Raw genomic sequence first — 13,591 nt, 5'->3', positions numbered from 1 at the left:
ACGGTAAGCACGGGCGTACCCTCCCCAACCCGCGTTGGCGCGCGGGCTCTACTCGATTCCTATGGCTTGGAACTCGTCGGGAGGGTACGCCTCCCAACGCTCATCCACAGGTTTCGAGCATTGCTCCAACATCGGCGCACCCAGCCCACGATCACTCATCGCGTACGACCATTGACCAGCAAAGATTTGGGACTCAATCATCTAGACCCAGCCGCCTGTGGACACCCGCGTTCTTTCGTCATACCCACGTGCTCTACTCGGCCCCACCCAGTACGGGGCGGGGGAGGTTCGTGGGGCGCCGCGGAGATCAACTTTGTTCGCGGTGATCTTTGGTTGGGCTGGTGGCTTGCCAGGCCCGGTGGTATGCGGGCTGGCGCGGTGGGGGCTGGCGGCGGGGCCCTGTCGCCCGCGGTGCGGAAATCCCGCGATGTGGCGGAGGCGCTCACTGTATGGGACCGGTTCCCATGAATTGGCGGATGCGTTCCGAGGGCTGAGCCGCGGGTTCAGGAAGTGGGAAACCGCGGCCCGCGACGCCAGACATATCCGTTATAGGCCCCAGCGGGTGGTCGGGTGGCGCTAGCGATGAAGAGTTGCCGTGAGAATTGCACCGCAGGTCTTCAAGATCGGCGAGGTGGCGCGCGGAGCCCGCGTCGAGCCGTGCCGGAGCCGGCGCACACAGGGCGGCCGCCACCGCGAGGTCCGGTATGCCGGAAATGACGAGGCACGGGTCGTGCCCATGGCGTTCTGGGCGGCGCTCACGGTGACCACGCGCGGCTTGAGCCATGGTGATCCCGGCCCAGCCACGCACCGGCGGCGACATAGGGCTCAGGCCGCGACGCACAGCACCGCCGCGCGCCGGCGGCGACTATACGGCGCCGGGCATGGCGCGCCGGCGCGGTCGCCGCATGCGGCAATGCGCACTCTGAGGAAGCAGAGCAAAGTGCCCGGCGCCCGCATATCGGCGGTGCGCACTCTGAGGAAGCAGAGCAAAGTGCCCGGCGCCCGTACATCGGCGGTGCGCACTCTGAGGAAGCAGAGCAAAGTGCCCGGCGCCCGTACATCGGCGGTGCGCACTCTGAGTAAGCAGAGCAAAGTGCCGGCGCTGGCCCCTACGGCTGGGTGTCGCCGGAGCCGGTGCGCTTCTGGGCCTCGTCCACCGCCTTGTCGATCTGGGCCGTGTGCTTGTGGCCGGTGCGCTTGTCGACCTCGTCGCCGACCTTCTCGAGGGCCTGGTCGACCTGCTCGTCGTGCTTGTCGAGGAAGTCCTTGGCCTTGTCCATGAAGCTCATCGCGTCCGCCCTCTCTTTCCGAGAATCCCGGCGATCCGCCCGATCCGCGGGTCGCCGGCGATCTGCTCCAGGCTAAGTCCGAGCCGCATCCGCCAGTTCGGGTATTCGTCGACCGTCCCCGGAAGGTTGGGCTGATCGAGCTCGCCCAGCACGTCGTAGAGCGAGGCCGTGACGAATCGGCAGGGCGTGCGGGCCAGGAACTCGTGCATCGCCACCACGACCTCGTCGTCGGTGCTGGCCTGGGTGATCAGGCCCTCGGCGGTGAGCAGCTTCTTGAGCTGCGCGCGATCCTTTTCGGCGGCCGCCCGCTCCTGCTCGATCGGGCCGGCCAGCTGGCCCAGCTCGGCCCGCACCTTGACCTGCTCGCCGACCAGGAAGCCGGCCGCCGTCGGCAGGTCGTGCGTGGAGATCGACGCGAGCGCGTTGCGCGGGTACTTCGCGGCCGGAAAGAAGGCGTCGTCCGGGTCGTCCCAGTCGCGGGTGAACCAGAGCACGGCCGAGCCGAGCATGTTCATCCGTTCGAGCTCCGCGGTGACCGCCTTCTCCACCGTGCCCAGGTCTTCGCCGATCACCACGGCGCCGGCCCGGGTGGCCTCCAGCGCCAGGATGCCCAGCATCGCCTCCGGGTCGTAGTGCACGTACGTCCCGTCGGCCGCGCCCATCCCCGGCGGCACCCACCAGAGCCGCCACAAGCCGGCCACGTGGTCGACCCGCAGGCCGCCCGCGCTGGCGAAGATCCGCCGCAGCATGTCCCGGTACGCCGCGTACCCGGTCTCGATCAGCCGGTCGGGCCGCCATGCCGCCGCGCCCCAGTCCTGCCCGAGCTGGTTGAACGCGTCCGGCGGGGCGCCGATGTGCACGCCCTTGGCCAGCACGTCCTGCAGCAGCCAGCCGTCGGCGCCGCTCGGGTCGGTGCCGACCGCGAGGTCGAGCACGATGCCCACCGGCATGTCGCCGGCCGCCTCCTGCACCGCGTGGAGCTGCTCCTTGAGCAGGCGCTGGAGCCAGACGTGGAAGGCGATCCGGTCGCTGTGGAAGGCCTGGACGGCCGGGGAGTCGGGCCGGCGGAACTCGGCGGGCCACTCCTGCCAGTTCGCGCCGTACAGCTCGGCGAGCGCGCAGAACCGGGCGAAATCCAGCAGGCCCGGGTCGGCGGTCAGGTCGACCTCGCCGGCCAGCGGCCAGAGCAGCTCCAGGGCGGCCCGTTTGGCCTGCCACACCGCGGTGTAGTCGATCAGATTGGCGGCGGCCGGCTTGAGGGCGTCGACCTTGGCCCGCAGCGGCGGGTCGGCCCGGCGATACTCGGCCGTGTCCGAGATCCGCAGGTAGAGCGGGTTGGCGAAGCGGCGGCTGGAGGGCGCGTACGGCGACGGCGGCACCGGCAGCGTGGGCGTGATCGCGTGCAGCGGGTTGAGCAGGATCAACCCGGGCGAACCCGCCTGAGAGATGAAGGTGCGCAGGTCGCCGAGGTCGCCGATGCCCCACGACTCGGCCGAGTGCAGCGCGTAGAGCTGCAGCATCCAGCCCCAGGTCTGCGGCGGCTCGGGCAGTTTCGCCGGCACCACGATCAGCGTGATCTCCTGACCGCCGACCTCCAGCCGGTGCCAGCCGAGCGGCAGATCCGCCGGAACTTCCGACAAACCCGGCAAGACATGGCCGTCCTCGAGCGTGACGGTCGCCGTGCCCGGCAGTTTCCGGCGACGTCCCTGCCGGACCACGATCGTGCCGGGCAGGCGTCCCAGGTCGTCCCGCTCGCGCACCGCGGTCAGGGCGGACGCGATGGCCGCCGGCGTGGCGGCGTCGACCCCCAGCAGCCCGAGCACCCCGACGACCGACTCCGCGGACACGTCCTTGCGCTCGCGATGCCAGTCCTCGTACCAGGTGGCCACCCCGTGGGCCTCGGCCAATGCCACCAGATCGGCGTCCATCCGCTCCCCTTCCCCTGATTCTTCCCCCATTTAACCTGCCTGATTTCGCCGTCACTTGCTGAGATCGGTCAGGATGGGCCCATGTCTGCAGTGGTGAAGTGGTGGTCGCGGGCGGCCGCGGCGGTGACCGGCGTGGTGCTCACGCTGGTCGTGCCGGTGCACGCCTGGGCCGCCGGCAATGGTGTGGCCGACGTCGCGGTCGAGGCGGTGAAATATCGCCGCCGTCGCACCGGCTTCGGTTTCTTCGGTTTCTTCGGCGGCCTCTGCTGCCTGATCGTGGTGGGCGCGATCGTGCTGGCCATCGTCCTGATCAGCCGCGGCCGCCGGAACAAGAAGCAGCCCTGAGGCCGGGGTGGTTTTCCGGCAATCGGCAGCGGTCCCCGCGCGGCCCGACCTAGCGTTGACGGATGCGGATACGCACGATCGCGCTCGGCGCCGGCATCACGGTGGTGCTCTGTGTGCCGCTGGCCATCTCGGTCGCCGCGAGCGCGACTTCCGACGTGCTGATCTCCCGTGGCCACCCGACGATCGCGTCCTCGGAGCGCGGCGGCTGGCGGGCCGGCGAGGCCACCGATTCCGACCCGTCGAGCCGGTGGGAGAGCGTCGCCGGCCCGGGCACTCAGTGGGTGCGCATCGACCTGGGCGCCGTCCGGGACGTCGACCGGGTGGTGCTGCGCTGGGACAGGGCGTACGCGCGGGCCTATCGCGTGCAGACCTCGCGGGACGGCGCCAACTGGACCGACGTCTACCGGACGAGGTCGGGCAACGGCGGCACCGACGACCTCAAGCGGCTCGGCGGCCGCGGGCGCTACGTGCGGGTGCTGGCCACCGTGCGGGCCAAGGGCTCGGGCGGGTACTCGCTGGCCGAGATCAAGGCGTACGGGTCGACCGCGGGGCCGAAGCGGCCGGGTGAGACGGCCGCCGGCTCGATCGCCGCCGGGCTGGAGAACTCCGGCAAGAAGGAGACCGCCCTGGAGCTGGTCTCCAGCGCCGAGAACTCCACGCTGTCCTGGCGGCACAGCTACGGCTACATCGAGGACCTCGGCGACGGGCGCGGCTACACGGCCGGGATCGTCGGGTTCTGCTCGGGCACGTCGGACATGCTCGCGGTGGTCACCGAGTACACCCGCCGGAAGCCGGGCAACGTGCTCACGCCGTACGTGTCGGCCTTGAGAACCGTCGACGGCTCGGACTCGCACGCCGGCCTCGACCCCGGCTTCGTCGCGGCCTGGAAGGCCGCCGCCAGCGACCCCGTCTTCCAGAAGGTGCAGGAGGACGAGCGCGACCGGATGTACTTCCGGCCGGCCGTGCGCCTGGCCCGGGCCGACGGCCTGCGCGCGCTCGGCCAGTTCGCCTACTTCGACGCCGCGGTGATGCACGGCGTCTCGGGCCTGCGCGGGATCCGCCAGCACGCCCTGTCGACGGCGAAGTCCCCGGCGCAGGGCGGCGACGAGATCGCCTATCTGGACGCCTTCCTCGACGCCCGGGTCCGGGAGATGCGCACCGAGGAGGCGCACAGCGACACCACCCGGGTCGACACCGCCCAGCGCCAGTTCCTGCGCCGCGGCAACCTCGACCTGACCGGCCCCCTGACCTGGGAGGTCTACGGGGACCGGTACCGGATCGGCTGACCTACGGACCCTAGGCGCGGGTCCACTTCTGGTTCGAGGTGCCGCCGCAGTCCCAGAGCTGGAGCTGGGCGCCGTTCGCACTGTTCCAGTCCTTGACGTCGACGCACCGGTTGGACGAGACGTTCACCAGGTCGCCGGCCGACGACAGGGTGAACCGCTGCACCGGGTTGCCGTTGCAGGTCACCAGCTGGATCGGGGTGCCGTTGCCGAGCGCGCCGCCGGCCGGGTCCATGCACTTGCCCATGGCCCGCATCGTGCCGTCGCCGTTGGCGGTCCACTGCTGCGCCGCGGTACCGTTGCAGTCCCACATCTGGAGCCGGGCGCCGTCCACCGGGTTGGCTCCCGGGATGTCGATGCATCGGCCGCTGAAGTTGCTCTTGAGCGCGCTGCCGGTTCCGCCGCCGCCGTCGTTGTTCCAGGCCGAGACCCGCACGTAGTCGACCAGCATGGTCTGCGGGAACACCGTGCTGCCGTCCGGGTTGCCCGGCCAGTACCCGCCCACGGCCACGTTCAGGATCATGAAGAACGGGTGGTTGTAGACCCAGGTGTTGCCGTTGAGGCTGGCCGGGGTCGCGCGGAAGTACTCGCTGCCGTCGAGATACCAGACGATCAAATTCGGGGACCAATCCACCGCGTACGTGTGGAAGGCGTCGCCCAGGGCGGAGCCGATCGTGCGGTTGCCGCCGATGCCGCCCGCGCCCGAGTAGCCGGGGCCGTGAATGGTCCCGTACACCGTGTTCGGCGCGTTGCCGACGTTCTCCATGATGTCGATCTCGCCGGTGGTGGGCCAGTTGTTGCCGCCGAGCATCCAGAACGCCGGCCAGATGCCCTGGCCCTTCGGGATCTTGATGCTGGCCTCGAAGCGGCCGTACGTCTGCGAGAACTTGTCCGCGGTCAGGATGCGACCGGACGTGTACTGGCAGGTGCCGTAGTGGCACTGATAGTTGGACGGGTTCTCCCGGCGGGCGGTGATCGCCAGGTGGCCGGCGCCGTCCTGATAGACGTTGCGGGTCGAGTTCGTGTAGTACTCGAGCTCGTTGTTGCCCCAGCCGCCACCGCCGATGTCGAACTTCCACTTGGACGAGTCGATCGCGCTGCCGGCCGCGCCGTTGAACTCGTCGGACCAGACCACCGGTCCGACCGCGGCCTCGGCGGTGTCGTTGCGGGAGCCGGCCCACAGGCCGGCCGTGAGGGTCGTCGCGACCACGGCCGCGGCGAGCAGGAGTCGTGCCTGACGCATGGGGATCCTCCGGGGAAGAGGTGCGTTTATCGGCAACAGTCTTTATAGATAGACCGCCGTCGTCAACCGAATCCCGGAAATCGACCCTTATTTACAGCTTTGCGAAGAGATTGGGCAGCTTGGTGGGCTCCCAGCCGGGCAGCGAGGTGTGGTCCTCGAGCACGCGGTAGGTCGCGCCCTCGAACGTGACCAGGTCACCGGCGGTGTAGTTGGTGAACGCCGCCCAGGCCGTGGCGGCCGGAGTGGTGGCCGACTTGGACGGCGTGGGCTCGGCCGGCGAGGATGCCGGGGGCTCGGCGGGCGAGGACGCCGTGGGCTCGCCGGGCGCGGACGGCGAGGGCTCGGGCGCGGACGGGTCGGCCGTCGGGGGCGCCGACGAGTTCGTGAACACCTGGACGAAGTCGACCAGCATCCGCGACGCCGACCGCCCGTCCGTGGCGAGGTTCAGCACCAGCGTGAGCGGCCCGCCCTCGTCCTCTCGCACCAGCCGCAGGCTCGGCTTGCCGTCGACCGTCCAGACCACCGCCTCCGGCGTCCAGTCGATCGCGTACGTGTGGAAACGCCGCCCCGACGTCGGGTCGATGCCGCCGTCGATGGTCTCGAGCGTGCCCCTCGGCACCCGGCCGTTCTCGTCCAGCACCGCGAACGCCCGCCACACGCCGTTCTGCCGCCGGACCTTGACGCGGGCCTCGGCGTGCCCGAACGCGTCGGTGAACCGTTGCTTGCTCCGCAGCAGCCGGTCGACCTGCAGCTCGCCGTCCTGGACCCGGGCGCCGCCGTTGGCCGGGGCGCCGTCGTCGCGCAGCAGCGTCCATTTCGAGAAGTCGAGCCGGTGGCCGGCGAAGTCGTCCTCGAAGACGCTGCGGCCGAACTGGGCGGGGCGGCCGCGCTGCACGTCGGCCGACGCCACGTCGCCGCGGCCGGGAAGCCAGATCGCCATCGAGAGCCCGGCGGTGGCTACCGCGAGGGCCGCCACGGCCCGCGGACGAACCCGCCACGTCGACGTCCCGCTGCGATGACGCGCCACCACACAACCCCCTGGAGATAACAGCAGGCACGACTTTCTCGATCGGGCACGCCGATGGCAAGATCGGGCACTCGGACTTAAGACTCACTTAAGGAAACGCGGCTGGAGATGCGCACCGTCGTTCCCCCGTTGCCGGTGCGGAGCTCGAACGAGTCGGTCAACTCCTCGGCGAGCCACAGCCCCCAGCCGCCCGGCTGATCGGATGCCGGGCGCACGTTCGCCGCCGGCCGCGGGTCGGCGAGCCCGACCCCTGAGTCGCTCACCTCGCACACCACATCGCCGTTCTGCGCCCACAGCGCCACCCGGCCCAGACCGCCACCGTGCCGCACCGCGTTGGTCAGCAACTCGTTGACCGCGACCACGAAGTCGTCGAGCCGATCCCCGGCCAGCCCGGCTTGACCGGCGCAGGACGCGACGGCGTGCCGCAGCGCGGTGATCGAGCTGTGGTCGAACGTCTCGGTGAGCAGAAATTCGGTGCCGATGACTCCGACGTTAGGCGACGTCTGATCTTCCCGCAGGGCGGGCCCCTGCCGGGGTGCCGAGGTGTGGGATGGTCGGCGCATGCGTCAGGGGCGGGACACCGGTTTCCAGGCTCCGCTGTGGCGGGCGATTGCGCTGTACCGGATCGCCGCGCTGATCTACGCCACGATCCTGGTGATCCGGAACTTCGCGCACTACGACCGGCCCATGCTCGCCTGGCCGGTGCTGACGGTCATGGCGGCGTGGACGGTCTACACGACGTACGCGTACGCGAATCCCGCCCGCCGCCGGCCCCCGCTGCTCGTCGCCGATCTCCTGCTCACCGCGGCGGCCCTGGCCGCCAGCGTGCCGATCGTCGGCCGCGCCGCGCTCGAGCAGGGCAAGCCCACCCTCGCCGTCGCCTGGCACGTCGCCCCCGTGCTCGCCTGGGCGGTCGCCGGCGGGCGCCGGGGAGGCATCGCCGCCGCGCTGATCATGGGGGCCACCGACCTGATCGTCCGCGCCCACTACGACCAGGCCGCCTTCACCGGCTCGGTGCTCATGCTGCTTGCCGCGATCGCGGTCGGCTATCTGGTGCGGGTCGTCGAGGTCTCCCAGGAGCGGCTGCAGCGGGCCGTCGAGATCGAGGCGGCGATCCGCGAGCGGGAGCGGCTGGCCCGCGACATCCACGACTCGGTGCTGCAGGTGCTCGCGCTGGTCAAGCGGCGCGGGGAAGGGCTCGACGGGGAGGCGGGCGAGCTGGCCCGGCTGGCCGGCGAGCAGGAGGCGGCGCTGCGCAACCTCGTGGCCGGGCACGCGGCGCGGGCCGTGGACGACCGGTCCGAGCTCGACCTGAGGACGCTGCTGGGGCCGTACGCGTCATCGACCGTGACCGTCTCGGCCCCGGCCGGACCGGTCCGCCTGCCCGCCGCCACCGCCCGGGAGCTGACGGCGGCGGTCGCCGCCGCGCTCGACAACGTCGACCGGCACTGCCCGTCCGGCACCAAGGCCTACATCCTCGTCGAGGACGAGCCCGGCGAGGTGCTCGTGACCGTGCGCGACGACGGCACCGGCTTCGCCGGCGGCCGGCTCGCCGAGGCCGAGGCGCAGGGCCGGCTCGGGGTCGCCCAGTCGATCCGGGGCCGCATCGCCGACCTGGGCGGCGAGACCGCCATCGTCTCGGCGCCGGGCGAGGGCACCGAGGTGGAGATTAGGCTGGCGAAATGGTCCGGGTGATGGTGGTCGACGACCACCCGATGTGGCGCGAGGGAGTCAGCCGCGATCTCGCCGCGGCCGGGTACGAGGTGGTCGCGGCCACCGGTGAGGGACGCCAGGCGATGCGCATCGCCGCGGCCGCCCAGCCCGACGTGGTCGTCCTCGACCTGCAACTACCCGACGTGTCCGGGGTCGAGGTGATCAACGGGCTGCGCGCCGGGCTGCCCGAGGTGCGCATCCTCATGCTGTCGGCCAGCGGCGAGCAGCAGGACGTGCTCGACGCGGTGAAGGCCGGCGCCGCCGGATACCTGCTCAAGTCGGCCGGCCTGCCGGAGTTTCTGGACGCGGTGAGTCGCACCGCGGCGGGCGACACCGTCTTCACCCCCGGACTGGCCGGGCTGGTGCTCGGCGAGTTCCGCCGGCTGGCGGTCTCGCCCGCGTCGGAGGTGCCGGCGCCGAAGCTCACCGAGCGCGAGACCGAGGTGCTGCGGCTCGTGGCGAAGGGCCTGTCCTACCGGCAGATCGCCGAGCGGCTCGTGCTGAGCCACCGCACGGTGCAGAACCACGTCCAGAACACGCTCGGCAAGCTTCAGCTGCACAACCGGGTCGAGCTCACCCGCTATGCCCTGCAGAACGGCCTGGCTCCGCTCGGCGAGGAGCCCGCCCCCTGAGGCAGCGGCTAGTCGTAATCCGGCGCGTTGGTCTCGTGGATGGCCAGTTCCTCGGCGCTCGCTCCGCCGCCGGCCGCGCCGGCGTCGTAGGCCACGCTGTCGGTCTCGTCGTCGAAGCCGTAGCCCTCGTCGGGCGCGACCAGCCGGCCCACCGGCTGGGGGTCGTCGTCGTCCAGCTGGCCGTCGTCGTAGAGGGAGATGTGCGATTTCGGGTCGGACGTCGGGCTCGCGCCCCACACGTCGGCGTCGAAGTGGCGCTGCTCGGAGCTGTCGACCGTCTCGTCGATCGGGTCGCGGCGCGGCGGGATCGGGTCTTCCGCGCCGAAGTCGGGCGCCTCCTGGCGCAGCCGGTAGTCGAGGGACTCGCCCTCGTGCTGCTCCTCGGCCGTGTTGCCGAAGCGGTTGACGCCCCCCGGCCCGGTGCCGGCCAGCGCGGCCGGGTCGGCGCCGTCGGCCCAGCGGGTGCTCTCCACCGAGTCGTAGGCGTTGGAATCGTCATCCGCGGTGTCCGGCAGCCCGGACGACTCCGGGTCGGACACCTCGGTCGGATAGTCGTTGTCTCGCATGGGTGGCAATCTACCCGCGTGGTCAGCCCAGTAACGCCCACACCACTTTGCCGTCCGCCAGCGGCAGGCTTCCCCACCGCGACGCGACCGCGTCGATCAGCAGCATTCCCCGCCCGCCCGGGGCCGTCGGCGAGACCGGCGCGCCCTGGTATGCGGGCAGATGCGGCGATCGGTCACGCACCGCCACGCTGAGCCCGTCACCGGTTGTGGCGACCAGCACGACCATCGGCGTCCGCGCATGCGCCACCACGTTGTTGACCAACTCGGTCGCCACGATGCAGGCGCTGCCCACCAGCTCGGCGCGCCCCCACCGCCGGCCGGCCTCGGTGATCACCGCACGGCAGTGCCGCGCCGCGCTCACCTGCGGTTCGAGCTCCAGACTCAGCCGCCGGTCGTCGGCCGGCGGCCCCGCGCCGTCGTTCCGCACGTCCCAGCCCGACCCCTGCCACGCTTCGGCATCGGCATGACGGAGCGTGAGATGCGCCGCCGGCCACCACCTCGTGTCCCGCGCCACCTCGCGCAGCACGCCGACCGCACCGGCCTCGCCGATCTCCAGCTCGCCGACGTCCACCAGGATCGCCGGAGGCTGCCCCGCGAGCACGTCGAGCAGCACGTCACGCACGGTGCCCGCGGTCGTCCCATCGAGCACCCCGCCCAGCCGAACCACCGGAACCGGCCGCGCGTCGTCAACCAGGTGTCGCACCTCGCTCGACATGATCGCTCCATTGTGCATAACGTGTCCCCTCTTCGCATTTCCGAGGACCGTCATTCGGTACATAACCGGCTGTACCCTCACGCACGGAACCCATGCCTCGCCGCTCCGCTAACTCTGCGTGAGATTCGCACGCATCTTTCCGGTACGCGGTCAGTAAGGCGCCCGCCTTTGCCGCGCCGGCTGGCTGCCGTCCCGGCGTCCCTCTCGCGACCGCCGGGCTGTGGCTGGGGTTCATTCCGCCCGCCGCGCCCCGATCCGTCTAGCGCTCCGTTGCTCAGGCCCGGAACCCGGTCCGGTCGGCGTCGGTGATCTCCCGCAGTACCCGCGCCGGATTCCCCGCCGCGACCACGCCCGCCGGAATCGGCCGCGTCACCACGCTCCCCGACCCGATGATCGAGTTGTCCCCGACGCGGACACCCGGATTGATCGTCACTCCACCGCCGACCCACACGTGGTTCCCGATCGTCACCGGCTTGGCGTAGCACCCACCGGCCGCCCGTTCCCCCGCATCGATCGCGTGGTTCGACGTATAGATCCCGACCCGCGGCCCGAACAGCACGTGATCGCCGATGGTGACCCCGCCACCGTCCAGCATCACGCAGTCGAAGTTCGCGTAGAAATGATCACCGATCCGGATGTTGAATCCGAACTCACACCGGAACGTCGGCTCGAAGTAGCACCCGTCGCCGACGCTGCCCAGTAGCCGCCGCAGCACCTCTTCGCGCACCTCCCGGCTCCGCCCGAAGGTCGCGTTGTACTCCCCGCTGAGCAGAACGGCCCGTTCCCGGGCCTTGATCAGCTCCGTCGTGAGGTCGTTGTACATCCGCCCCGACAGGATGAGCGCCCGCTGCTCCGCAAGATTCACGAACCCATCCTGCCAGCGCCCGGGCGCCCGCTCCCGGCCTCGGGCGGGTCAGCGGCCGGTCGTCGCGGCTCGCAGGCCGGCGGGTGCGTCCGGGCGCCGGGCCGGCGTGGTGGCGTGGTGGTGCTGGGGTTCGGCGTAGCGGGTCAGGCCGATCACCGCCGCCAGCGTGGCCACGAAGCCGAGGACGCACAGCCACTCGCGGCCCTCGTGGATGCGGTCACCCAGGAGCAACAGGCCCACGATCGCGGCCGGCACCGCGCCGGCGGCGTCCATCGCGGCGACCGCGGCCGTGGTCGAGCCGCGCTGCATCGCCAGGCCGAGCAGCAGCTGGCCGACCAGGGAGTGGATCACGAGGAGATACAGCAGCGGGTTGGTGACGAAACCGCTGACCGTGTGCTCGTTGGCCAGCGGCCGCGCGGCGATCGCGGCGGCCGAGAAGTCCACGCCGGCCAGCGACCCGAGGACGACCGACCCGAGGGCGCCGTGCAGCCGTACGGCGAAAACGCCCAGGACCCCGATCGCCAGGACCGACGCGCCCAGCAGGGCCACGACCACCGTCCCCAGCCGGCGCGAATGCGCCGGTTCGGCCGCCAGCACCAGCGCGGTGATCCCGGCCAGGAGCAGCGTCAGCAGCATGACCTCGGCCGAGGGCAGGCTCCATTTGAGGATCAGCACGCCGAGCAGGGCGGTCACGCCGAGGCCGGCCGCGACGCTCGCCTGGACCAGGAAGAGCGGAAGGTCGCGCCGGGCCAGAAAGGCCAGCAGGAAGCCAAGCGTCTGACAGCCGATGCCGAACAGGTACGTGCGCTGACCGGCCAGCCGGACCAGCAGGCCGGGATCGAACGTGTGGTGGATCGTGGTGCGGGCCGCGGCCGCGGACTGTAGGAGGTTAGCGACCCCGTACGCCAAGATCATGACGGCGAGGAAGAGCCAGCCGGGTGTCACCACGTGACGGACGATAGACCAGGATCCCCAGGGCCAAGACGGTTTCAGCGCTTGGGGCCGGCGAGCGCGGTCAGGATCGTCTCGTGCAGCGTGCCGTTCGTGGCGATCGCGGCGGTTTTGTCGCCCGGGGAGCGGCCCGCCAGGTCGGTGATCGTGCCGCCGGCCTCGGTCACGATGGGTATCAGCGCGGCCACGTCCCAGAGCGAGAGCTCGGGCTCGACCATGACGTCGAGCGCACCCTCGGCCAGCAGCATGTACCCATAGAAGTCGCCGTAGGCCCGGCTCCGCCAGGCGCCCAGGCTCAGGTCGACGATCGCCTCGAGCCGTCCGGTCTCGGCCCAGCCGTTCAGGCTGGCGAAGCAGAAGCTGGCATCCGCCAGCCTGCGAACCCCGGAGACCTTGATGCGGGTCGCGGCGTGCTGATGTTTCCCGGCGTACGCCCCATGGCCGAGCGCCGCCCACCAGCGCCGCCCCAGCGCGGGCGCGGAGACGAGCCCCGCCACCGGCCGGTCGCCCTCGAGGAGCGCGATCAGCGTGCCCCAGATCGGCACCCCCCGGACGAAGTTCTTGGTGCCGTCGATCGGGTCGATCACCCAGCGGCGGCTCCCCGGTCCGGCGGCCGCCGCGGTGTGCCCGAACTCCTCGCCGAGCACCCCGTCCCGCGGCCGGGCCCGCTGAAGCGTCGACCGGAGCGCCTGCTCGACGGCGGTGTCGGCATCGGAGACCGGGGTCAGGTCGGGCTTCGACTCGACCCGCAGGTCCAGCGCGCGGAACCGCCCCATCGAGATCGAGTCGGCGGTGTCGGCGAGCAAGTGAGCGAGCGCGAGGTCGTCCGCGTATCCGGCCATGCGTGGCACGCTAGCCCATCCGCACCCGTCGGCCCACCGCACTCGAGCGCCCGGCGAGAGCACGCGCCGACGAGTGCCGCCCGCCCGGTCCTGCCCGCCCGGTCCTGCCCGCCCGGTCCTGCCCGCCCGGTCTTGCCCCCCGGTCTTGCCCGCCTTGCCGCCCGGTCTTACCGCTCGCCTTGCCGGCCGCCC

General features: G+C 71.4%; 14 protein-coding genes. 4 read left to right on the top strand and 10 right to left on the bottom strand.

The window, feature by feature from the left end:
- Window positions 1-1,109: 1,109 nt before the first annotated feature.
- Both ACFQS1_RS26075 and malQ read right to left on the bottom strand, forming a co-directional pair.
- Window positions 1,110-1,289: an antitoxin gene (locus ACFQS1_RS26075; protein ID WP_378973094.1), complete on the bottom strand. Its 180-nt coding sequence runs from the start codon at window positions 1,287-1,289 to the stop codon at window positions 1,110-1,112.
- Complete coding sequence (gene malQ / locus ACFQS1_RS26070; RefSeq protein WP_378973092.1) at window positions 1,286-3,217, bottom strand: 4-alpha-glucanotransferase; 1,932 nt, start codon at window positions 3,215-3,217, stop codon at window positions 1,286-1,288. Before malQ ends, ACFQS1_RS26075 begins: the two co-directional genes overlap by 4 nt.
- Before the next feature lie 81 nt (window positions 3,218-3,298).
- On the opposite strand from malQ, the gene ACFQS1_RS26065 reads away from it, so the two are divergent.
- Window positions 3,299-3,562, top strand: coding sequence for a hypothetical protein (locus ACFQS1_RS26065; protein ID WP_378973090.1), 264 nt, complete (start codon window positions 3,299-3,301; stop codon window positions 3,560-3,562).
- 62 nt (window positions 3,563-3,624) lie between these two features.
- Window positions 3,625-4,848, top strand: a complete 1,224-nt coding sequence (locus ACFQS1_RS26060; protein WP_378973088.1) for a chitosanase — start codon at window positions 3,625-3,627, stop codon at window positions 4,846-4,848.
- 10 nt (window positions 4,849-4,858) lie between these two features.
- Here ACFQS1_RS26060 and ACFQS1_RS26055 read toward each other — a convergent pair whose 3' ends face one another.
- The 3 genes from ACFQS1_RS26055 to ACFQS1_RS26045 all read right to left on the bottom strand — a co-directional run bounded on the left by ACFQS1_RS26055 (window position 4,859) and on the right by ACFQS1_RS26045 (window position 7,678).
- Complete coding sequence (locus ACFQS1_RS26055) at window positions 4,859-6,088, bottom strand: family 16 glycosylhydrolase (protein WP_378973086.1); 1,230 nt, start codon at window positions 6,086-6,088, stop codon at window positions 4,859-4,861.
- 91 nt (window positions 6,089-6,179) lie between these two features.
- Window positions 6,180-7,115, bottom strand: a complete 936-nt coding sequence (locus ACFQS1_RS26050; RefSeq protein ID WP_378973084.1) for a carbohydrate-binding protein — start codon at window positions 7,113-7,115, stop codon at window positions 6,180-6,182.
- A 77-nt stretch (window positions 7,116-7,192) separates the two neighbouring features.
- Complete coding sequence (locus ACFQS1_RS26045; RefSeq protein ID WP_378973082.1) at window positions 7,193-7,678, bottom strand: ATP-binding protein; 486 nt, start codon at window positions 7,676-7,678, stop codon at window positions 7,193-7,195.
- Between ACFQS1_RS26045 and macS the strand changes: the two genes are divergently transcribed.
- Window positions 7,677-8,810 carry a MacS family sensor histidine kinase gene (macS, locus tag ACFQS1_RS26040; protein ID WP_378973080.1) on the top strand — a complete coding sequence of 378 codons (1,134 nt, stop codon included), beginning with the start codon at window positions 7,677-7,679 and terminating at the stop codon, window positions 8,808-8,810. The two genes, ACFQS1_RS26045 and macS, sit on opposite strands and share 2 nt — an antisense overlap.
- On the top strand, window positions 8,798-9,460 hold the full coding sequence (locus tag ACFQS1_RS26035) for a response regulator (RefSeq protein WP_378973078.1): 663 nt from the start codon (window positions 8,798-8,800) through the stop codon (window positions 9,458-9,460). The genes macS and ACFQS1_RS26035 overlap by 13 nt, the downstream gene beginning before the upstream one ends.
- Window positions 9,461-9,468: 8 nt before the next feature.
- Here the strand turns inward: ACFQS1_RS26035 and ACFQS1_RS26030 are convergent, their stop codons facing one another.
- From ACFQS1_RS26030 to hisN, 5 genes are all read right to left on the bottom strand, one after another.
- Window positions 9,469-10,026 (bottom strand): DUF5709 domain-containing protein, encoded by a 558-nt coding sequence (locus ACFQS1_RS26030; protein WP_378973076.1) that lies wholly within the window; start codon window positions 10,024-10,026, stop codon window positions 9,469-9,471.
- Window positions 10,027-10,048: 22 nt separating this feature from the next.
- On the bottom strand, window positions 10,049-10,741 hold the full coding sequence (locus ACFQS1_RS26025; RefSeq protein WP_378973074.1) for an ATP-binding protein: 693 nt from the start codon (window positions 10,739-10,741) through the stop codon (window positions 10,049-10,051).
- A gap of 274 nt (window positions 10,742-11,015) precedes the next feature.
- Window positions 11,016-11,606: a sugar O-acetyltransferase gene (locus tag ACFQS1_RS26020; protein ID WP_378973072.1), complete on the bottom strand. Its 591-nt coding sequence runs from the start codon at window positions 11,604-11,606 to the stop codon at window positions 11,016-11,018.
- 48 nt (window positions 11,607-11,654) lie between these two features.
- Window positions 11,655-12,521, bottom strand: a complete 867-nt coding sequence (locus tag ACFQS1_RS26015) for a hypothetical protein (RefSeq protein ID WP_378973109.1) — start codon at window positions 12,519-12,521, stop codon at window positions 11,655-11,657.
- 74 nt (window positions 12,522-12,595) lie between these two features.
- Window positions 12,596-13,399: a histidinol-phosphatase gene (gene hisN, locus ACFQS1_RS26010; protein ID WP_378973070.1), complete on the bottom strand. Its 804-nt coding sequence runs from the start codon at window positions 13,397-13,399 to the stop codon at window positions 12,596-12,598.
- Between the last annotated feature and the right edge of the window lie 192 nt (window positions 13,400-13,591).

The organism is Paractinoplanes rhizophilus (genome assembly GCF_042664765.1).
Taxonomy (GTDB): domain Bacteria; phylum Actinomycetota; class Actinomycetes; order Mycobacteriales; family Micromonosporaceae; genus Actinoplanes; species Actinoplanes rhizophilus.
Note: the sequence above shows the minus strand (reverse complement) of the source record. Positions and strands in the feature narration are given on the sequence as shown.

What these genes read in the sequence shown, in the direction of transcription:
- ACFQS1_RS26030 (WP_378973076.1), bottom strand. Translation starts at nt 10,026, where the DNA reads ATGCGAGACAACGACTATCCGACCGAGGTGTCCGACCCGGAGTCGTCC.
- ACFQS1_RS26075 (WP_378973094.1), bottom strand. Translation starts at nt 1,289, where the DNA reads ATGAGCTTCATGGACAAGGCCAAGGACTTCCTCGACAAGCACGACGAG.
- ACFQS1_RS26055 (WP_378973086.1), bottom strand. Translation starts at nt 6,088, where the DNA reads ATGCGTCAGGCACGACTCCTGCTCGCCGCGGCCGTGGTCGCGACGACC.
- hisN (WP_378973070.1), bottom strand. Translation starts at nt 13,399, where the DNA reads ATGGCCGGATACGCGGACGACCTCGCGCTCGCTCACTTGCTCGCCGAC.
- ACFQS1_RS26065 (WP_378973090.1), top strand. Translation starts at nt 3,299, where the DNA reads ATGTCTGCAGTGGTGAAGTGGTGGTCGCGGGCGGCCGCGGCGGTGACC.
- macS (WP_378973080.1), top strand. Translation starts at nt 7,677, where the DNA reads ATGCGTCAGGGGCGGGACACCGGTTTCCAGGCTCCGCTGTGGCGGGCG.
- ACFQS1_RS26015 (WP_378973109.1), bottom strand. Translation starts at nt 12,521, where the DNA reads ATGATCTTGGCGTACGGGGTCGCTAACCTCCTACAGTCCGCGGCCGCG.
- malQ (WP_378973092.1), bottom strand. Translation starts at nt 3,217, where the DNA reads ATGGACGCCGATCTGGTGGCATTGGCCGAGGCCCACGGGGTGGCCACC.
- ACFQS1_RS26035 (WP_378973078.1), top strand. Translation starts at nt 8,798, where the DNA reads ATGGTCCGGGTGATGGTGGTCGACGACCACCCGATGTGGCGCGAGGGA.
- ACFQS1_RS26025 (WP_378973074.1), bottom strand. Translation starts at nt 10,741, where the DNA reads ATGTCGAGCGAGGTGCGACACCTGGTTGACGACGCGCGGCCGGTTCCG.
- ACFQS1_RS26045 (WP_378973082.1), bottom strand. Translation starts at nt 7,678, where the DNA reads ATGCGCCGACCATCCCACACCTCGGCACCCCGGCAGGGGCCCGCCCTG.
- ACFQS1_RS26060 (WP_378973088.1), top strand. Translation starts at nt 3,625, where the DNA reads ATGCGGATACGCACGATCGCGCTCGGCGCCGGCATCACGGTGGTGCTC.